Source organism: Clostridium nigeriense (assembly GCF_050585265.1).
Classification (GTDB): Bacteria; Bacillota; Clostridia; order Clostridiales; family Clostridiaceae; genus Clostridium; species Clostridium nigeriense_B.
Window position 1 is genome coordinate 12,476 of record NZ_JBNOOE010000023.1, and the last position, 20,703, is coordinate 33,178.

A 20,703-nucleotide genomic window follows, 5' to 3' on the forward strand; every position below is an offset into this window, starting at 1 on the left:
TCCTATTAGTAATTACTTCTTTTTCTTCTTGATAATTGCTGTACCAATGCCAATTGTTATTACACCTAGTAATGCCATTACTCCACTGCCAACTACTGCACCTGTATAAGGTAATTTTCCACTAGTTGTAGAATTCCCTTTATTGTTATTTATTGTACCACTATTTTGCTTATTCAAATCAGCTAATTTCTTTTCTGCTGAAACTAAATCATTGTAATTAGTTACTAATAACTTTTGTTTTTCTGTTAAAGAATCATAAGCTATTCTTACTTCCTTAATTTTTTCTTCGTCATTTACTGTAATATTTGTAGGAATTTCTTTTATAGCATTAATAACCTTTTGAGCTGCTTCTTGATCTGCTTTTTCTGTAGCTGTAATTTCCTTAAGATTTGCTAAATCTTTTTCAGCCTTAACTAAAAAATCATAATTTTTTACAAGAGCCTTTTGAACATCAGTTAATTCATTATAAGCAGTTCTTGCTTCAATTATTGCCAACTCATCATTAAGGGTTATATATTCTGGTAAAGCTGCTATTAAATTAGCTACTTTCTCTGCTGCCTCTTTGTTTGCTTTATCTTCATCAGTTTCAGTTTTATTTGCATACATTTCAACACGATCGTCATTAATTACTCCACTCCAGTTTAAACCAAAAGCAAAGTCATATACATTTCCTTCTGAGTCAACATGACACTCCATATCAAATGCTAGATCCTCTGACTGTTCTTCAACAACTTTCATACTTGCTGGCATTTGTAATGGTAATAATCCTGATGGCTCAACCACACCTGATAAAATCTCTAAGAATGCTTGGTCTTGAATACCGAATCCTAATACTATTCCATCAACTTCTGATTCAAATTCGCTAAATACCATTGGATTACTCATATTAATACAAGTTATAACAGGCTTATCTCCCATAGATTTTTTAGTCTCAAGAATTATATCTAATGATTTTGTATTATTTGCTGTAACTACTTTATCCTTATAAGTTCTATTCAATACATCAGTAGGTCTTGAATCACCAGCAATACTTATCTCTCTAGCATATTCAGCTTTATATTCTCCATATTGTAATGTTAGTGGTAAAAATCCATTTCCTCCATTTGATTTATCTACAGCACTATATCCTAAACCTGGATCTGGATCATCCACAAATACAAGTGCCGCATCAGCTTCGCTTGGATTAGTTGCAATATTGAAATATTTTTGAGCAATATTCATATTAACTGCATCTACCCATGATGCTGGAGTTACATTACCAAATCTATCAGTCGTTTCTGGTATATATTTTTGTGGAATATATACTGTTAACTTTTCATCACCATTACCATTCAATGGTAATACATTTTCTTTATTTTTTAGCATTACTACAGATTTTAATTGAGCTTCATATCCAGCTTCCATAAATTCTGCATTACCTACAGTTTCAACAGATTCTTCTACATCTAAATATGGATTTTCAAATAACCCTGTTTGAAATATATTTCTTAATAGACGTACAGCGGATTGTTCCATACGAGTTCTCATTGCTCCTTCACCTTTATCCTTTACGCCTAATTCATACCCTGCTAATATTCCTTCTGAAGTATTAACTCCACCAAATTGATCTATTCCAGTTTGAAGTAGTAAATAGAACTTTTCTGCAGTAGTTAAATCTTCAACTCCCCATGGAGTTGCTCCAAATACATCCATACCTAAATCATCCTTTGTTATACCCCAATCTGTACACACTACTCCATCATATCCATACTTTTCTCTTAATAAGTCTGTAATAATATATTTACTATATGAATTACCTACATTTCCTCCTGTTGGATCTTGATTATAAGAAATTGTATAATATGGCATAACTGCTGATGCCTCACTAGTTCCACCATTTAAATTAAATGCACCTTCTGTAAATGGCAACATATGCTCACCAAAATTATTTCCTGGATAAACTGCATATTTCCCAAATCCATAGTGAGCATCTCTTCCAGCCTCTCCTGTTCCTCCACCTGGCCAATGCTTAACCATTGCATTTACACTCTCTTCTCCCCATCCACTTGCTCCTTTAGTAGTTTGGAACCCATCAACATATGCACGAGCCATATCTGTTGATAATAATGTGCTTTCACCAAAGGTTCCGGATACACGACTCCAACGTGGATCAGTAGCTAAATCTATTTGTGGAGATAAAGCCGTTGCAATACCTAAGGCACGATATTCCTTAGATGCAACTTGTCCAAATTCTTCTACTAAACTTGGATCAAAAGTTGCTGCCATTCCAATTGATGAAGGCCACATAGAAATAATTCCGCCAGAACCTGCATTATATTCTGCACTCGAATCTGTACTATGACGAGGATCAGAACTATTGTTAAGTGGAATCCCTAAACCTAAGCTTTCTGCAAAACTTTGTCCATTATTATTCCATCTAGCTGCTACTTCTGGACTTTTAACTGTAGTAATAAGAACATGTCTTAAATTATCATTTTCTATAAAACTTTTTTGTTGATCACTTAATCTCGCAGGATCAGTAACTCCTTCTTCATAAGGATTCCCATCATAAGTTCCACCAGTCCATCCACCAGCTGGAATAGATTGATGAGCACTGTATAGCATAAGTCCTGCTATTTCTTCAACACTCATTTTGGTAGCTAAATCTTTAGCTCTTTCATCAACTGTTAATCTCCAATCCTCGTAAACATCTAATTCACCATCTTTATCTAAGTCCTTAAAGGCTTTTCCATCTTCAACTAAGATAGTTACTCCTGAATCCTTTGAATACCCAATTTCTACTCCATCTTCATTGGTTACTATTCTTATACCTGTATCTTCTCCCTTATATAGTAAATATTCTTCTGTAAAGCTTGTATCCGCATTAATTGTTATTGGATTTAAAAACGTAGTGCTAGTTATAGCCACTATTGCTACTATCGTCAGAGCTTTAATAAGATTTCTTTTCATTAACTCTCCCCCTAATTCTTTCTAAATAAAATATTATTTACCCTAGTATTTGCTATTAATTAAGTAAAATAAACACTATTACTTTTATAAAATAGTTCACTTAATTAATTGTAAACATTTACCAATTAAATTATAATAAATTCATGTCCTACTTTCCAACATAAATTTTGAATAACCTTATAAGAAAAACTTATTACAATATCAATTAGCTTATATTTTTAGAAATTTAATAGGGGGTAAAATTTATATGAATATTAAGCAACTTCAATATTTCATTTCAGTAGCTGAGCATCTTAGCTTTACAAATGCAGCTAAAGAACATTATTTATCTCAAACTGCTATAAGTCAACAAATAAAAAATCTTGAAGATACATTAGGGTTTAAATTATTTATTAGAAATAAACATTCTGTAAAATTAACATCTTCTGGAGATGTTTTTTATTTAGAAACAAAATCACTATTAAAAAATTTAAATACAGCTATAAATAAAGCTTATCTAGCATCTTCAGGATATATTGGAACAATTAATATTGGTTTTTTTGAAGGATATGAAAATATAAACTTACCTAAATTATTGTCAGATTTTAAAATTAAATACCATGGAATTAATTTAAATATAATTAGAGGTAATATAGATGAACTTTACAAAAAATTACAAAACAACTTAATAGATTTTGTTTTTGGATATGATTTTTCTACAAGTAAATATTCATTTATAGAGAATAAAGTACTTTCAACTTGTCCACTATGTGCTGTTCTCTATAGTGGTCATAAATTTGCTTCTAGAAATGTAATTAATAGAACTGAATTACAAGATGAGGATTTTATATTTATTAGTCGTTCGATTTCTCCTTTTGCTTTTGACATCATAGTTTCTAATTTTTTACCTTACGGCTTTTCACCAAATATTAAATATAATGTAGATTCAATAGAAACATCCTTATTAATGGTTAAATCTGAACTTGGTATAACTATTTTACCTAAATTTCAAGATAATTATAAATCAAAGGACTTAGTATTTATTCCTCTTGAAAATGAAATTGCTAATGCAACAATTTCTTGGAATAAAAATAATAATGATTCTAAAATTGAAATATTCCTAAACTTTATAAAAGATTAAAACATAATCAAGTAAATCTAGAAATATATAAATAAAAGCTATGCAAAGAGCCATAGCTTTTATTTATATAGTTATTATTTCAATCTAGAAAATCAGTAAAATTAAAATCTACAATATTATTTTTTATCTTAAATTTACAGAATAATAATATTAAAAGTATACTCAGTCCTGATAAAAGAAAGATAATTGAAATTGATATTTTACCATCTATTAATGGAACTATTGATACTGTTAATAAAGATATTATTGTTATTAATATCTTATACATTGAAAAAACTCTACCAATATATTTATTATCTACATGCTTTTGCAATATATTTCTGAAAAAAACACTTTGTATTGATATCATTAAAGAAAATATAATTAAATCTACTATTACTGATATAAGTGAATTTAAAAACAGTAAAATAATAAATGTGCAAATTATTAATTCTGATATTAGCAAATACTTATTTATCTCATCATTAGATTTTATACGTTTTATAAATATTGGAGTTAATAATCCTCCAATTACCATAGCATATCTAAAGAAAATTATTCCTTCTGACCCTATTCCTAAAATAATATCTGCTATCGCTATATTATAGACATCATATAACCTACTAATTATAGATAAAATCCCACTAATTAGTATGGTATATTTTACAATGTATTTCATATTAATAACTTTAAATACTTCTTTATCAAATAGAACTAATTTAGAGTTGCTTTCCTTATTTATATTATTTTTATATTTTATTAATCCAAAAAATATACTTGATCCCAAAAAGCTAAATGCATTCAAAATAAATAGTATGTTCGCTCCAAAAATTTTATATATTATACTCGATAAGGCTAAGGAAATAAACATAACTACAGTTTCAGTTAGCGAAAATATAGTATTTGCATCTGTCAACTGTTCTTCAGCTACTATTTCAGGTATAATTGCCATTTCACTACATACATCTATATCATTTAATGCTTGTAATAGGAATGAGCATAAATAAATAATCCATAAACCAATATCTTGATAGGCAATAAACATTAATGCTATTGGTATACTTGCTATATTCGTAAATAGTATTATTTTTCTTCTATCATATCTATCAGTTATTATTCCAGCTAAATATTGAATAAATATTCTTAATGCCCCTTTACTTATCCACATAAAAGCAATAGAGTTTACACTTTTTGTCATATCGTAAACTAATAAAGTAACAGCTATATCATATAAATAGTCCCCTATACAAGATATAACTCCTCCAAAGTAAAAATATCTAAAATTTAAATTACTTTTAATTAATTTATACAATCCCAATCCCCAATATATTTTGACTTTATTAAAAATATAATTTTTTCTAATTGTCTTATCTAATAAAACATTTTTATTACTTTTTAATACTATAAATGCTTATTATAATATTAATTCGTATATACACTGTTTCTCTATTCCTTCATGCCATCCAAAATAATCTTTTGGTACATCAATTATTTGTATTAACTTACATCCTAAAGCTTCAATTATTTTCCTTGATGCTATATTTGCCTCATTACATGTTAAATAAACTCTTCTCATTCCGTACTCTTTTGCTACTTGTAAAACTAATTTTGATGCATATAATGAATAATAATTACCTCTAAATTCCTTATCTATTTCATAACCTATATGTCCATTAAAATATGAATGATAATTATCACCTATTCTTATACTAATTTTTCCAACCTTTTTATTAGACTTTTTCTCATAAATATCATAATAATAAAATGGTATCATTAATTCATTACCTTCAAATTTCTGTATTATTTTTAAAAATATAATTTCATTTGATAATTCATTAAATTTATCATAGAATTCAAACATAGTATCTATCTTCTCCTTAAATGAATCAAATTTCCATGATCTTATTATTAATGTATCACTATTAATAAAACTCACAACCTCTCCCCCTTTTAATAACAAATATCAGGAACTAGTTATTGCATTTTTTCAAAATATAATATTATTTACTTTTACTATTCTTAATTACTCTTGCTATTTCACATCCTAATAAAATACATCCTATTTTTGAAATTGTTAGTGAATTATTTACAATGAATGAAGGAAATCTAAGTGGTAATAGAAATCAATAAAAACATTTAATGCCATTAATATAGATGGTATTCCTATTATTATTAATTCAAGTATATTGGTTTTGGATGATCCTTTTTGTCTACAAGCAAGATAAGTTATAAAAGCTCCAAAAACCATATAGAAAATAAAATTAGCTATATTTGAAGCAAGCATATGTTTTATTTCAAATCGATAATATCCTTGCTCTCCAATTTGTGAAATAAATAATGTTCCAATAGTAAGCACATAAATAATAATACAGAATATACTTGATTTAATATTTAACTTAGTTTTAGCTTTCCAAGTATCAGATAACTTTTTTTAGCATAGCTCCATCATCAATATTGTTTTGTATCTCATATTTTGGTATACTATACTTCATTTCTTTCAGTTTCTTATGGCATTCCTCACATGTTGATATGTGTGATTCAATATATTTCTTACTTTTCTCACTACATATATCATCTACATACAATGGCAATAATTTTTCAATAATTCTACATGAAATATTCTTGAGTTATTTCTTCTGCTAATTCCTGATTTTTACATAATTTCAGAGAAAAGCAATAAACTTCTTTAAAATATCTCTCATATATCTCTTCAAAATACACATTACTTCCCCCCCTTTACCTATAAGACAATAAAAAAGTAAAATCGTTACAAACATTTTATATTTTTTAATTTTTTAAATATATTGCATCATAAGTATCTTTCTCTACTGTAGGTATTTTACTTCCTCCACTTACACTACTTATATATTTTTCAAATTCACTTCGTAAATTTATTAGTTTAAAAATCACTAATACTATAACTAAAATTGTTACTGAAATAATACTTAATATTACTTTTTTCATATTAACCTCCCTAAAGAACGTAACTACAATATTATAACATATTTTTCCATAATACTTTTTCTTTTTTAATCTACTATTATCTTAATACTTATGTTTAATAAATATTAGGACAACTTAAATATAAAAAGATATCTATTTCATTCAACTATTAAATAGATATCTTTTATATACTCTTCTCTTATGGTGTTATTCTAGTTCTATCTCTTGGAATTAGTGATGCTTCTCTAACATTATTTAGGCCTAATAATTGTGCTGTAATTCTTTCTAAACCTATTGCTAAGCCACCATGCTTAGGCATTCCATATTTAAAGACTTCTGTATAGCTTTCATAATTTTTAGATTCTAATCCCTTCGCTTTTATATTATTTATTAACATATTATAGTCATTAATTCTTTCTCCACCTGTAGTAATTTCAACTCCTCTAAATAATAAGTCAAAACTTCTTGTTCCTTCTTCTCCAAGTGGCATTGCATACATAGGTCTCTTTTCTCTTGGATAGTTAGTTATGAATATAAAATCACATCCTAATTCTTCTTTTGCATACTTACATATAAGCTTTTCTCCTTCAGGATCTAAATCTCCCTCTAAGCCCTTTTTATTATACCTTTCTTCAATTATTCTAATTGCTTCATTTAACTCAATCCTAGGTATATTCCCATTTATTTTAGGAAGTGTAGCATTTAATACCTCTAAATATTTTATTCCCTTTTCTTCTATAGAATTTAAAATATATTTTATAAGATCTTCTTCTAAATTAATTATGTCATATTCATCATTAATGAACCCAAATTCTAAGTCCATACTAACATACTCATTTAAATGTCTACTTGTGTTATGCTCTTCCGCTCTATAAACATGGGCAACTTCAAAAACTCTTTCGAACCCTGCTCCTACCATCATTTGCTTATAGAATTGAGGACTTTGTGCAAGATAAGCTTGCTTTTCAAAATATTCAACTTTAAATAGTTCTGTTCCACCTTCAGCACCTTCTGCCACTATTTTAGGAGTGAAAATTTCAGTGAAATCTTTTTTTATTAAAAATTCTCTAAAGCTTTGGACTATTATATTTTGTATTTTAAAAATAGAATTTATTTTCTCATGTCTCAAACTTAATAACCTATTGTTTAGGGTAGTTTCTAAGTTTACATTATATTCTTTTTTATTAATTTCTATTGGAAGTTCAAAAGCCTCACTAATAACCTCAATATTTTCAGCTAGAATTTCAAAGGAATTTAAAGAATTTTTACTTTCTTTTACTTCTCCTATAACACTTACTACGGACTCTAGTTTAATATTATTTAAATTTATATTTTTATTGTCTATTACACATTGTACTAAACCAGATCTATCTCTAATAACTAAAAAAGTTATTTCTTTTAATTTTCTTATTCTATATATCCATCCCTCTAATTTAATTTTTTTATTTATATATTCATTAATATTTCTTACTATAATTCTTTCCATATTGTCTCCTCTCTTTATATAAACATTAAAAAACAAAAATCCCCTTAAGCAATAATGCCTAAGGGGCGAAAAGACGCGGTACCACCCTTTTTAGTTTTAAATATTATATAAACTTATTAGAGTATACAGGAACTATAATTGGGCCCAAATTTAAAAAATCCTTCACTCCTTTATAGGAGTGAAGGTTTAGTTCACGGTACCATCCTAATTTAGTCTAATATAATATATTAAAACTATCTTAAATCTATTAACGCTAGAACACGTCTTACCCTACTATATTTCAGATAAGCTTCTCCAGGATGTCTTTCGATACTACCTAATTATGAAGCTTTCACCATCCTTCACTCGCTAAGAATTAAAATATATATCTACTCTTCCCTTCTTTGAATTTACTTTTATTTATAATATTCCTTTTTGTAAGATTTGTCAATATAGATTTAAAAATATTGTGTAGAATATATTTTTATCCATTAATACATACTAAGATTGGAGGTGAGTAATATGACATCAAAAGAATTATTATATATTACTGATGGATTAGGACACGAAAAATTTATGGAAACTATCTGTAAAGAAACAGCAACTAAACTACAAGATGCCGAATTAAAAACATTAATTGCTCAATATGAGGCTAAACATAAAGAATTATTCGGCAAACTATTTTCATTACTTTAAAAGGAGGGATTATACATGGATGATAAATGTTTATTTGAAAACATCCTTCAATTAACTAAGGGTGCAACTGACCTATATCTACATGCTACTACTGAAGCTTCTACAGAAAATATTCATCAAGTGTTTCATGATTTATTACATGAAACTTTAAAGATTCAACATGAAGTTTATAAGAAGATGGAAGCCAAAGGATGGTATCCAGTAGAACAAGTAGAGCAACAAAAAATTGACCAAGCAAAACAAAAGTTTACTTTTCAATAAAATATCAAGAAAATTATAAAATTTATTTATATAATACTATTTTTATACTTTTCTACATGTAAAAAAGTATTACTGGAAATAAAATTTCCAGTAATACTTAAAAAGTAAAATTGTAATTATACAAATTTATCTACTCTTCATCTTCTAATAAAAAGGCTTTGTACCCCTTCATAGCTTCATAAATATCTAATTTACTTGCTATTTCCCAAGGTGCATGCATGTTTTGTAATGCTACTCCACAATCTATAACTTCCATATTATATTCTGCTAATATATAAGCTATAGTTCCACCACCGCCTTGATCTACTTTTCCAAGTTCAGCAGTTTGATATACAACATCATTCTTATCCATTATATTTCTAAGCCATGCAATATATTCTGGATTTGCATCATTACATCCTGACTTACCTCTAGCTCCAGTATATTTATTAAATACTAGGCCTTTTCCAAAGTAAGCAGAGTTTTTTCTTTCCATTACAGATGGATAATTAGGATCAAATGCTGCTGATACATCTGAAGATAGCATCTTAGAATTTGATAAAGTTCTTCTTAAGGCTAAACTTGAATACTCTCCAAGTCTATCCATAACTTCTGCCACTGCATTTTCAAAGAATCTTGAGTGCATTCCTGTAGCACCATTACTACCAACTTCTTCTTTATCAACTAATAATACTACACTAGTATACTTAGTTTTATCTACATCTAACATTGCCATTAAAGATGTATAAGCACATACTCTATCGTCTTGACCATAAGCCATTACCATACTTCTATCTAAACCATATTCTCTAGCTCTTCCAGCTGGTACAACTTCGATTTCAGCAGAAATAAAGTCTTCTTCATCAAAATCATATTTTTCTTTTAATATGTTTAGAATATTAGCTTTAACAGCATCTTTTTCTTCACCTTCTAATGGAATACTTCCAACTAATATATTTAAATCTTCACCTTCAATTACCACATTAGCCTTCTTTTGAAGTTGATCTTGTGATAAATGTATTAATAAATCTGAAATTCCTACTACTGGATCTGTATCATCTTCTCCAATTACTACATCTATCTTAGTTCCATCTTTCTTAACTACAACTCCATGTAATGCTAATGGAAGTGTAACCCATTGATATTTTTTAACTCCACCATAATAGTGAGTTTCCATCATAGCTAAATCTGTATCTTCATATAATGGATTTTGTTTTAAATCTAATCTTGGTGAGTCAACATGTGAACCTATAATTCTTAGCCCCTTTTCCATTGGCTCTTCACCAATTATGAATAAGGCTAAAGACTTATCCTTATTGTTTAAATAAACCTTATCACCAGGCTTTAAGATTTCTTTATTTTCTATAACCTCTTCTAAATCCCTAAATCCAAGAGCTGTTGCCATGTCTATACTAGTTAATACACATTCTCTTTCTGTTTTGCATAGTGACATATAATCTATATATCCCTTACAAAAATCAAATAACTCTTCTCTTTTTTCTCCTTGATATTTTAACCAAGGACTTTTCTTTTCTTCATTCTTACCCATATTATCCTCCATATTTTATATTTTATATTTTTTATTTTCTATATTTATATTTTGTTTTATTCTATTATCTTATCCATTCTGCTTTCAATTATATCTACTGGAGTTACTTCAGACATAAGAGAATGTCTATAATTAACAGCAGCAGCTTCTATAATTACTGCAATATTTCTACCTGGTCTTACTGGAATCCTTAACTTTTTAACTTTAACCCCCAGTATATCTTGACGCTCATCATTTAATCCTAGTCTATCATAATCTCCGTCATCCTTCCAATGTTCAAAATGCATAAGAAGTTGTATGTCTTTTTCAGGAAGCACAGAGCTTAATCCATAAAGGGATGCAACATCTATAATTCCTATACCTCTTACCTCTAACATTCCAATTGTAATTCTTGGAGACTTTCCTATAAGCTCACCATCTACTTCTCTTATATCTACAGCATCATCAGTTACTAATCTATGACCCCTTTTTATAAGTTCAAGAGCTGTTTCACTTTTCCCAATTCCACTTTCTCCGGTTATTAATATCCCAATTCCTGATACATCTACTAACACTCCATGAAGTCTAGTTTCCGGAGCTAGCTGGCCAGCAAGATATATAGTTAATTTACTCATAAACTTAGTTGTTACAAAGTTAGTTCTAAGTAGCCAAACTTTATTTTTTAATGCAGCCTTCAATAACTCTTCTTGTGGTTCTAAATCTCTAGTTATAATTAAGCACTTTAAATTAAAGCTGAAATATTTATCTATTCTTTTTTTTCTAAGCTCGATTCCCATAGTTTCTAAAAAACTCCATTCAGCTTTTCCTATAACTTGAATTCTTTCAGGTGCAAAGTAATTGTAAAATCCCGCTAATTGTAACCCTGGTCTATTTATATCATTAACTGCAACCTCTATGTCTTTTTCACCCTCTGATAAGACTTCTAAATCAAAATCTTTAATTAATTTTTCAACTGTAACTGACAAAATTTATCACCCTTTAATTTCTTTTTTTAAGTTCTACCGTCTCTAATTGAGCTCTAAAATTATTTTTTACACTATCAATATATCTTCTTCTTAATTTTTGTTGTTCTTCCTTTTCACTTTCATTTAAACCTTCTTCTTTACTTTTTTTGTAAAGTTCATTAATTCTCTTAATTACATCATCAATTTTCATATTTTCATAATCCATCTTTAGTTCATCCTTTCTTAAAATCACTCTTTCTATATATTTTACCTTCATTTTTATCTAATATCAACTTATATAATTTCGACATCTGTAATTATTTACACCATCTCTTAAAATAAGACTTTTTTTCTTATTTCAACAAAATACAATTTTTTCAAGTAAAAATTTACTATATTTTGTAGTTTTTTGTTTTACAGTTTTGTTTTACATATTTACACTTTTTGGTATAATATTGTTACAAGAAGAAATATTTTGTAAATAGATGGTGGTGTTTGATATGACAAAAAAATATAAAAAGAAAATATTGTTTAAAAAGGCTCTACTTAATTTTTTATTAAGATACCTTTCTCCTAGTAATAGAATAATTATATATATTTCTCAAGACTTGGACAAGTTAATTAGCAAATCCCAAAAAAGTATCTATAATAGATATTCAAGAAAAAACTTATATAGCAACCAATTAAAAAAGGTTGCTTAATCACTTTACTATTCTCTTATTATGTATGCTCTTTCTATTAATCACTTTTAAAAATTCTATCATTATTTTTTTAATAAAAAAATACCTCATATCTTGAGGTATTAAATACATATATATTCCCAACATGCCGGTCACCTATATATTCATACCTGCTCCTCGCAGGTGGGTTAAGCTCACTAAACTATCTGTCCTCTCCTGCCACATTAATGCGAATTACTGGAGCCCGACATACTCTTAGTTGTTGCAAATCCCGTATATTCTATGTAGGTTGAATATTATAAGCTAAGCGCACATCTCAGGATTTATTATGATTTTATTATATCATAGTTTTATACTAATGCAATAGAATGTTTTTTATAAAAAGTGAATTTTTAACATATATATTCTTTTGCTACGTCTTCTATAGTTAAATCTTGGTCTTCATCAGTAAATAAAGCCATAAACTGCATAAATTCATAACTAGTTGAATTCATTTGAAAAGCCATAACTTCTCCAGCAATATCTAACTCCTCAACTATTTCTTCAATTATATCAACAACTTCATCATTTCCATAATCATAAAGGTATGGAATAAAGTATTCCTTATACCACTCGTTGCTTTCCTCTTCATAATCACTTTCTTCATTTGAATAGCTTCTTGCAGCACTTAATACATCTTCATCAAAATCTAAGAAAAATTTAACAAGACAAACTCCATCTTCATTTTTTAATTCTTCAATTTCAGTTAAATTATTTTCTTCTAGTATTTCTATTATTTTATTGCTCTCCATAATAACCTCCAATTAATATAATAGTTTTTTATATTCCTTTTTTACAGCAAGGAATTCTTTATCATCTTCAACTAAATTTAGTTCTTCTTTTCCATCAACTTCATCTACTCTAAATACGTATACATCTTCACTTTCTTCATCCACTGGTGCTAAAAGTAAATATTCTACTTCTTTTAAGTAAACCTTTGCTACTGCTTCAAAATCAACTTTTTCCCCATTTTCATCTAAAAAGCTCATTATTACCTTTTCTTCTTCACTTATATTTAAATCCTTTTTATCCATATTATTCTCCTTCATGTTAATTGTCCATTATATTTTATATATAAAACATATTTTTTTCTAGTACTTTAAGTATTTTTTTATATATAAAATTATTTAATGTAACTTTATGTCTTTATTTCAATATTATAAAGTATCAATGTATTTTCAGAGGATTATTTATGCTAGAAACATTATTATTAGTTTTATCTGTATCAATAGATTCATTCCTAGCAAGTATTTCATATGGGACAAGTAAAATCAAAATACCATTTAGTTCCGCATTGATAGTAGACATAATTTCATCTACCATGCTTGGAATTTCTTTAATAGTTGGAGGCTTGATTAAAGGTTACATTTCATTGAACATAGCAAAAATTATTAGCTTTATTATATTATTTTTGTTGGGAATATATAGATTATTTGAGGGATTATTAAAATCGTATATTAATAAAAAATCCAAAAAATTATCTCCTTTTAAATTTAAATTATTTGATTTTAATTTTGTGCTACAAGTCTATGCTGATGAAACTAAAGCTGACTTTGACAAATCTAATATATTGACTTCAAAAGAAGCAATGTACTTAGCTTTTGCCTTATCCTTAGATAGTTTAGCTGTAGGTTTTGGTAGTAGTCTCTTAACAATTAATTATATTCAAGTATTTATTTTTTCAATTTTTATAGGTTTAACACTTATTTTGCTAGGTTCATATATTGGAAGGAAATTTGTTGAAAGTACAAATTTAAACCTTTCATGGTTATCAGGGTTAATGTTGATTATTTTAGCTTTCTTAAGAGTATTTTAGTAAATAATTAATTATATCTATGCATTTTAAATTTATCTGCAAATTTAACTTTTTTAAAATTTTTAAATAGTAAAAAAGGTGTAAGGACCTTATAATTATAAAAATCCCTACACCTTTTTTATTATTTATTTATTACTTCTTTATTTTTTCTCTTTACAGCTAAATTTGTACCAGCTCCTATTATTATCATAGATATTAAGAATAAATAAATTGGATTATTTCCTCCTGTTGCTGGTAATTTATCATTATTCCCTGATTCCTGCTTAGATTCTTCTGTTTTATCATCACTTGGATTTGAAGTATCTGGTTTGATTTCACCTGGTTTATTATCATCTGGCTTCTCAATTTCTTGAGATTCTTTTACAGTAACTTTTACTTCTAATCTAGTTACTTCATTTTGACTATCTGCCACTTCATAAACAAGTTTATACTCCCCAGCTTTCTCTAAATCAACAGTATTTTCAATAAGTTTAATCCAACTAGTTATATCCCCATCTTCATTATCAATTGCTGTTACATCTTTTAACGGATCGAATTTATCACTAACATTTATAATTACATCATTAGCAACTATGTTTGGTGCTGTATTCTTAGCTACTTTAATTCTTCCTTGAATAGAATAATCTATATCCCCTAATTTATTAATATAAGTTTCTAAAGCTTCTTCTAATGACTTATATTCATTTATTGTAGGAACATTAGCAAAATGAGGATATTCATCTCCTCCAGCTGCCATAAAATCATTAGTTGCAACTACATATATTTTATCCATTTCTATAGGCTTTCCATTTATGGTAATCCCAACTATCCTACTTCCAGCTTCTTTTGTTTCATCAAATACAAAGTTTATTCCGGCAACCTGAGGGAAGTGTCCTGCAGTTGATGGATAAGCCTTAACTCCATGTTCTAAAACTTCTTTAATTTGTGCTCCTGTTAAAGCTTTTGTTACTATATAGTTTCCAAATGGTAGAACTTTTATAATTTCACCTTTGGTAATTTCTCCTTCATCTATACTGTCACGAATTCCTCCACCATTAGTAATAGCAATTTCTGCTCCTGTTTCATTTAACATTGCATCAGTTATTAAATTTCCAAGGTTTGTTTCTTGAGTTCTTGAGAATTCCCTAGATCCCTCTAAATGAACTTTAGAATTACCAACAACCTTAGATAAAATATCACTTTGTTCATTGTTTATTTCTGTAATTTTATTTGTTACTGCCTCATCAGCTTGAATTTCAGTAGTTTCAGATTTTGAAATTAAACTAGCTACTTTATTAACTATCTTATTTGAATCCTTATCAATAGTAAGTACTACTTTTCCTAAATTATTTTCATATTCACCAGTACTTGCGATTAAAGTTCCATTTTCAGTAGTAATTCCTTCTGATAATTCACTATGACTATGTCCATCTATTATTACATCTATTCCATCAACTTGATCTGCAACCATAGTAGATACTACTTCGCTAGATTCATCTATACCGATATGAGCTAATGCAACTATTATATCTGCACCATTTTTCTTTAATTCTTCAACTTGCTTTTTAGCAGATTCAACTGGATCAGTAAAATCAATTCCTATAACATTATTTGGATTAGTCTTATAAGCAGTTTCTGGTGTTGATAATCCAAATATACCAATCTTAACTCCTTGAACTTCCTTTATTATATTAGAATCAAGTAAAGATTCATTTCCTTTCATTACATTTGATGAAATTATAGAAAATTCATTATCACCTTGAGCTGCTATATCTCTTAATTCCAATAACCTTTCATATCCATAATTAAAGTCATGGTTTCCAGGTGCCATAGCATCATATCCTGCTAACTTCATTAAAGAAACAATATCTTCACCCTTATTTAAGGTTGCAAATGGTAATCCATGAAGTGTATCCCCTGCATCTAAAAGAAGTGAATTTGCTGTGCTTTTCTTTATTGCAGATATTACATCTATACCAATAATACTACTATCTTTTATAACTCTTCCATGACTATCATTTGTATGGAATAATGTAATTTCTAAATCTTTATCATTTAATAATACTATTTCTGCTGAATCTCTAACTCTTAATCTATGTCCTTCTGGATCTTCTGATGCAAGTCCTATTGCTGAAATAGTATCTCCAACACTAACTCTAGATTTCCACTCATCATTTACTCCAGGGTTTTCGCTACTTCTTACATATCCCTCAACATATACTCTTGATTCTCCAGAACCATCATCCACAAAAATATTTTGTCCTTCAATTCTAGTAACCTTTCCTTCTACACTAACTAAAAGACCTTCTTTTTCCTCTAACATACTATCATTAGTAGAAAGTTTAATTGGAGCTTTTAATTTTATATTTTCATCTATTATTTTTACATCTGTATTTTCATTCTTTATTGATATTTGCGCATCATTTAAATAAGATGAAACCTTTCCTTTAATTCTAACCTTTTGTCCAAGCTTAATATCTAAACCAGAAACTCCAAATACTGTTAAACCTGCTGTGTCATCTTGAATATATATTACGTCAAAGAATGAATTTCCAGGTGCTGCAGTATTAGAAGCTGATGTTACATACCCTTCTACAACTACTGTTTCGCCAAATTTATCTGGAATATTATTATTATCTGCATCTATTCTCGCATCTTCAATTTTACTTACAGGTATTTCTGGTAAAGGAGCTAATTCCTTTATAAGCTTTTCTGTTATTTGATAATTAGAATAATCTAATCCATCCATTTCAAAATTTGAGAAGAATGTTGCACCTGAAACAAATACTTTTGTACCATTACTTAAGGTTTCTACTGCTAAAGCCGCCACATCGCCTTTTTCTACTACTTCATTATCCCCTTGATTATCAGCATCATTTCCATAGGTAGTTTCATGGCCTTTTACTAACACATCTATATTTGACATATCCTGTGGTATTATTAATGTAGAACCACTATAAAAGCTATAATTTTTGCTAGTATCAATTCCAGTTAACCATGAATTTTCAGTATTATAATTATTAAAGTATAACCTATATGACTGTCCACCATTATTAACATCATCAGTAGCTTGATCATCGTTAAACCTAATTTTCGATCCAATTGCATTAAGAACAGCATTTCCTTGTGCTGCATTTCCATAATCATCTTTAGCATCACCATAATCTGCCTTGGAAGTGATTATTATATTGCCTCCATTTTTAGCAAATCTAGCAATAGCATCTAATTCATCTTCACTATACTTTTGAGGAGATAATCCGTAATCATTCTTTTCTACACTCTGTGGATCTGACAAAATTAATAATGAAGCACCTTCCAATACTTTATCAGTTAATTTTTCAGTATTAATTATCGCCTTTATATTATTTTGTCCCATTAACGCAGTTAAAGTAGTAATTTTATCTTTATAATCACCAGTAACATATTGATTTTGATGTGATCCATCTATAACAACTTTTGATACTTCATTTTCGCCAAGTACCTCTATGGTAATTGAAGATTTAAATTCCTTCAAAACTCCATTTATTGTTGCAGATACCTTTACTGTAAATGAATAATCACCAGGTTTATCAAAACTATATGGTAACTCTGCAGTAAATGTTTTACCTGCTTCTATTGATTCAATTGTATCTGATTTAAAAGATTCTTCTTCAGCATTTTTGAAATATTCAACTTTAATGTTATTTACTGAATTTCCTTCATTGTTATAAATATTAGTATTAATATTAAATGTTTCTCCAGATAAGATAACATCTCTATCTTTATCAACTGTAGAAATTCCGAAGTTTTCTTTTTCTCCAACCCATACTGGTGCAGTTACAGCTATATCTTTATCTACTTGTTCTACTCTTACATAATAATATGAGCTAGTTGATTCATCCAAAGAGAATTTCCATTCCTTATTATTAGAATTAACATTATCTATAGATTGTATTACTTTTCCACCATCACCTATAATAGATATATTCTTTATATTATCGCCTTCATCTATATCTTCAATATTAACTTCAAAATTCAAATTATCAGTATCAGGTAATATTGAACCCATAGTATTTCCATTTACTTCATAAGAAATTTTTAGATTTTCATCTTCTGTTGCATAAACTCTCTTTTCTCTTATTGCATCATAAATTGATTCCCTTGTAAGCTCAGAAGCCTCTATAACAGTTCTTCCTGTATTTGCATTTCCCCATTTTCCTTTATGATTATCTTGGTTATTAGTTGGGGCTAAATGCCATCCTTTATCTAGTGCTCTAGTATAATATTCATAAGATTGAAAATACCCAGAACTTCCAATTTCTCCTTCTCCATTTCCTACTTCAATTAAATTAATTACATTATCTATAGCTTCATCATAATATGCAAAATCACTAAAATCTCCAAATGTTTTTCCAGGATGATTAAATTGTGCTAATGATTGAGATTGTGTTTTTAATACATTGTAGTAAGATTGTAAATCCATTTTACTATTACTTCTAGTTTCAAAACCTTCAGTATTAAAAGTATTTATGTGTCCATATCCACCTGTAGATCCAGACCAAGTCATTTCATATCCATAAATTGCAACAAATTCACCATTTTTAGTATATTTATCTGCTGCAGCTTTTCCAGTATTCCATTTTGTACTAGCTGATCCATCTGTAATATTAGCCTTTGTATCATTATCAAACCAATTTGAATGGTCTGTTATTGCTAAAAAGTCAACATTTGCAATATTTTCTGCATATTGATATGCTTCATCTACAGTTCCTGTTCCATCTGATAAGTTAGTATGAGAATGTAACTGACCAAAATACAAATTCTTAGTTACCTCTCCTACAGTAAATCTCCATTCTTTTTCTGCTAAATTTCCTAAAAGATCTTGAATTTCAACTTTAATTGTATGTTTTCCATCTTCTAATTCTTTATCAACTTGATAGGTAATTACATCATCTTTGATTTCAGAAATCACAAGATTACCATCTAAATATAATTTTAAAGAATCCTTATTAACCCCTGATTCATCAACTATAGTTGCTTTAATTTCAGGTTTCCTTAAACTTCCGATATTTTGTCCAGATGCTGGGTAAATATTAGTTATTTCAGGACCTTTTTTATCTACTGCCTTATCTACAGTTATCTTAATTTCTGCAGATATATTTTCTTTTGCAGTTGATGTTACCTTTATTGTAGTTTCTCCTTCTTTAATACCAGTAACATTACCGTCATTATCAACAGTTGCTATTTCTTCATTTAAACTTTCAAACTTCACATCTTTTTCAGTGGTATTTTCTGGCTCATATGAAACTAATAAAAGTTTAACTTCACTAACTTCTAAGTTAATATTCTCATCAGCCTTTAAAGAAATTAGCTCTACACTTTCACTTGAATATTCTGAATTTCTAGGTGTTGGCTCCTTAGAATAAAAATCCTCTTCGTTATTATTAGTATCCCATCCATTAGTAATTCCATTATCTTTGCCATCATTATCTTTACGTTGGACACTTTTACTGTTACTCATTCCTTTAGCAGTTTTATTACCTTCTGCTTCGTTAGCTGTTCCAATTCCAACCAAATCTATTACATTACCATTATTATCAATAAGTCTTACTTTACAGTCAGTACCACTCATTGCTATATTTCCAATTACATCAGGTGTTGGTAGATCAACATTACCATTAGAACCTTTTGCTTCTTGTATTAAGAAGTATCCATTTCCCTTAATTACACCATTTATTTCAGTATTATTTTGATCACTAAAACCGCCTGCTTTAGCTGAATACTGAACTTTCCATCCTGTTAAATTAATATCGGTATCTGTTGGATTATATAACTCTATAAAATCATTTTTATAAGTTGCACCACCATTACCTCCACCTCCATATACTTCACTTATTACAACATAAGTAGCTACTTCAGCTTTAACTTCCTTAACAGGAACTGTTATTAATCCTAGCATCATAGCAAATGCTAAAAATCCGCTTAACAATTTTCTTTTTAAAAGCTTTTTCATTTTTTTCCCCCTTAAGCTTAGTAAATATTAATAACTCATAATAAATATTAATTAAATTCTATCCTTACACCTCCTTAATACTTTATAATCTAATTTTATCAATAAAAAGTTGATTTATAAGTTATATTTCAGTTAATAATTATTAAATATGTTAATTTAAGGTTTTATTTTTGTTAAAACTATTAAGAAATATTTAAACTAATTGATCTTATCAACTTCATTTTAACACTTAAATATTGAAAATTATGTAAAAACAAGTAGTGTTTGTTAAACACTTCTACTTTTATTTATTTTAAAACAATAAATTTTTAT

General features: G+C 28.2%; 17 protein-coding genes and 1 other annotated feature. Of the genes, 4 read left to right on the top strand and 13 right to left on the bottom strand.

Features of this window, described 5'->3' with window-relative positions; all coding sequences use genetic code 11:
- Positions 1 to 12 precede the first annotated feature (12 nt).
- The gene (locus ACQPVP_RS15435; protein ID WP_430851441.1) at positions 13 to 2,949 is read right to left on the bottom strand and encodes a glycoside hydrolase family 3 N-terminal domain-containing protein; all 2,937 of its coding nucleotides are present in this window, start codon (positions 2,947 to 2,949) and stop codon (positions 13 to 15) included.
- Between the two features lie 247 nt (positions 2,950 to 3,196).
- Between ACQPVP_RS15435 and ACQPVP_RS15440 the strand changes: the two genes are divergently transcribed.
- On the top strand, positions 3,197 to 4,069 hold the full coding sequence (locus tag ACQPVP_RS15440) for a LysR family transcriptional regulator (protein ID WP_430851443.1): 873 nt from the start codon (positions 3,197 to 3,199) through the stop codon (positions 4,067 to 4,069).
- A gap of 79 nt (positions 4,070 to 4,148) precedes the next feature.
- Here the strand turns inward: ACQPVP_RS15440 and ACQPVP_RS15445 are convergent, their stop codons facing one another.
- From ACQPVP_RS15445 to aspS, 6 genes are all read right to left on the bottom strand, one after another.
- Positions 4,149 to 5,360 carry an MFS transporter gene (locus tag ACQPVP_RS15445; RefSeq protein WP_430851445.1) on the bottom strand — a complete coding sequence of 404 codons (1,212 nt, stop codon included), beginning with the start codon at positions 5,358 to 5,360 and terminating at the stop codon, positions 4,149 to 4,151.
- A gap of 102 nt (positions 5,361 to 5,462) precedes the next feature.
- Complete coding sequence (locus tag ACQPVP_RS15450) at positions 5,463 to 5,984, bottom strand: GNAT family N-acetyltransferase (RefSeq protein ID WP_430851447.1); 522 nt, start codon at positions 5,982 to 5,984, stop codon at positions 5,463 to 5,465.
- A gap of 481 nt (positions 5,985 to 6,465) precedes the next feature.
- Positions 6,466 to 6,639 carry a zf-HC2 domain-containing protein gene (locus tag ACQPVP_RS15455; RefSeq protein WP_430851449.1) on the bottom strand — a complete coding sequence of 58 codons (174 nt, stop codon included), beginning with the start codon at positions 6,637 to 6,639 and terminating at the stop codon, positions 6,466 to 6,468.
- 16 nt (positions 6,640 to 6,655) lie between these two features.
- Positions 6,656 to 6,769 (bottom strand): RNA polymerase sigma factor, encoded by a 114-nt coding sequence (locus ACQPVP_RS15460; protein WP_430851451.1) that lies wholly within the window; start codon positions 6,767 to 6,769, stop codon positions 6,656 to 6,658.
- Between the two features lie 66 nt (positions 6,770 to 6,835).
- Positions 6,836 to 7,012 (bottom strand): hypothetical protein, encoded by a 177-nt coding sequence (locus tag ACQPVP_RS15465; protein ID WP_430851453.1) that lies wholly within the window; start codon positions 7,010 to 7,012, stop codon positions 6,836 to 6,838.
- A 178-nt stretch (positions 7,013 to 7,190) separates the two neighbouring features.
- Positions 7,191 to 8,477: an aspartate--tRNA(Asn) ligase gene (gene aspS / locus ACQPVP_RS15470; protein ID WP_430851455.1), complete on the bottom strand. Its 1,287-nt coding sequence runs from the start codon at positions 8,475 to 8,477 to the stop codon at positions 7,191 to 7,193.
- Positions 8,478 to 8,648: 171 nt separating this feature from the next.
- Positions 8,649 to 8,870 (bottom strand) — a binding site (T-box leader).
- Between the two features lie 108 nt (positions 8,871 to 8,978).
- On the opposite strand from aspS, the gene ACQPVP_RS15475 reads away from it, so the two are divergent.
- Together ACQPVP_RS15475 and ACQPVP_RS15480 are read left to right on the top strand one after the other, a co-directional pair.
- Positions 8,979 to 9,152, top strand: a complete 174-nt coding sequence (locus tag ACQPVP_RS15475; protein ID WP_430851456.1) for a hypothetical protein — start codon at positions 8,979 to 8,981, stop codon at positions 9,150 to 9,152.
- Between the two features lie 15 nt (positions 9,153 to 9,167).
- The gene (locus ACQPVP_RS15480; RefSeq protein ID WP_430851458.1) at positions 9,168 to 9,413 is read left to right on the top strand and encodes a spore coat protein; all 246 of its coding nucleotides are present in this window, start codon (positions 9,168 to 9,170) and stop codon (positions 9,411 to 9,413) included.
- Positions 9,414 to 9,543: 130 nt separating this feature from the next.
- On the opposite strand, the gene ACQPVP_RS15485 is transcribed toward ACQPVP_RS15480, so the two are convergent.
- The 5 genes from ACQPVP_RS15485 to ACQPVP_RS15505 form a co-directional block, all read right to left on the bottom strand.
- The gene (locus ACQPVP_RS15485; protein WP_430851460.1) at positions 9,544 to 10,941 is read right to left on the bottom strand and encodes an aminopeptidase; all 1,398 of its coding nucleotides are present in this window, start codon (positions 10,939 to 10,941) and stop codon (positions 9,544 to 9,546) included.
- A 56-nt stretch (positions 10,942 to 10,997) separates the two neighbouring features.
- Positions 10,998 to 11,906 (bottom strand): HPr(Ser) kinase/phosphatase, encoded by a 909-nt coding sequence (hprK, locus tag ACQPVP_RS15490; RefSeq protein ID WP_430851462.1) that lies wholly within the window; start codon positions 11,904 to 11,906, stop codon positions 10,998 to 11,000.
- A 13-nt stretch (positions 11,907 to 11,919) separates the two neighbouring features.
- Entirely contained in the window at positions 11,920 to 12,111 is a 192-nt protein-coding gene (locus tag ACQPVP_RS15495) for a DUF896 domain-containing protein (RefSeq protein WP_430841309.1), read from the bottom strand.
- An 846-nt stretch (positions 12,112 to 12,957) separates the two neighbouring features.
- On the bottom strand, positions 12,958 to 13,356 hold the full coding sequence (locus ACQPVP_RS15500; RefSeq protein ID WP_430841310.1) for a hypothetical protein: 399 nt from the start codon (positions 13,354 to 13,356) through the stop codon (positions 12,958 to 12,960).
- A gap of 12 nt (positions 13,357 to 13,368) precedes the next feature.
- On the bottom strand, positions 13,369 to 13,638 hold the full coding sequence (locus ACQPVP_RS15505) for a DUF1292 domain-containing protein (RefSeq protein ID WP_430841311.1): 270 nt from the start codon (positions 13,636 to 13,638) through the stop codon (positions 13,369 to 13,371).
- Positions 13,639 to 13,796: 158 nt separating this feature from the next.
- Between ACQPVP_RS15505 and ytaF the strand changes: the two genes are divergently transcribed.
- Complete coding sequence (ytaF, locus tag ACQPVP_RS15510; protein WP_430851464.1) at positions 13,797 to 14,420, top strand: sporulation membrane protein YtaF; 624 nt, start codon at positions 13,797 to 13,799, stop codon at positions 14,418 to 14,420.
- A gap of 121 nt (positions 14,421 to 14,541) precedes the next feature.
- On the opposite strand, the gene ACQPVP_RS15515 is transcribed toward ytaF, so the two are convergent.
- Complete coding sequence (locus ACQPVP_RS15515; RefSeq protein ID WP_430851466.1) at positions 14,542 to 20,391, bottom strand: 5'-nucleotidase C-terminal domain-containing protein; 5,850 nt, start codon at positions 20,389 to 20,391, stop codon at positions 14,542 to 14,544.
- Positions 20,392 to 20,703 lie beyond the last annotated feature (312 nt).

Bases quoted from the DNA above. Each gene is read 5' to 3' on its own strand.
- aspS (WP_430851455.1), bottom strand. From the start codon at position 8,477: ATGGAAAGAATTATAGTAAGAAATATTAATGAATATATAAATAAAAAA.
- ACQPVP_RS15495 (WP_430841309.1), bottom strand. From the start codon at position 12,111: ATGGATTATGAAAATATGAAAATTGATGATGTAATTAAGAGAATTAAT.
- ACQPVP_RS15500 (WP_430841310.1), bottom strand. From the start codon at position 13,356: ATGGAGAGCAATAAAATAATAGAAATACTAGAAGAAAATAATTTAACT.
- ytaF (WP_430851464.1), top strand. From the start codon at position 13,797: ATGCTAGAAACATTATTATTAGTTTTATCTGTATCAATAGATTCATTC.
- ACQPVP_RS15515 (WP_430851466.1), bottom strand. From the start codon at position 20,391: ATGAAAAAGCTTTTAAAAAGAAAATTGTTAAGCGGATTTTTAGCATTT.
- ACQPVP_RS15480 (WP_430851458.1), top strand. From the start codon at position 9,168: ATGGATGATAAATGTTTATTTGAAAACATCCTTCAATTAACTAAGGGT.
- ACQPVP_RS15505 (WP_430841311.1), bottom strand. From the start codon at position 13,638: ATGGATAAAAAGGATTTAAATATAAGTGAAGAAGAAAAGGTAATAATG.
- ACQPVP_RS15465 (WP_430851453.1), bottom strand. From the start codon at position 7,012: ATGAAAAAAGTAATATTAAGTATTATTTCAGTAACAATTTTAGTTATA.
- ACQPVP_RS15440 (WP_430851443.1), top strand. From the start codon at position 3,197: ATGAATATTAAGCAACTTCAATATTTCATTTCAGTAGCTGAGCATCTT.
- ACQPVP_RS15435 (WP_430851441.1), bottom strand. From the start codon at position 2,949: ATGAAAAGAAATCTTATTAAAGCTCTGACGATAGTAGCAATAGTGGCT.
- ACQPVP_RS15475 (WP_430851456.1), top strand. From the start codon at position 8,979: ATGACATCAAAAGAATTATTATATATTACTGATGGATTAGGACACGAA.
- ACQPVP_RS15485 (WP_430851460.1), bottom strand. From the start codon at position 10,941: ATGGGTAAGAATGAAGAAAAGAAAAGTCCTTGGTTAAAATATCAAGGA.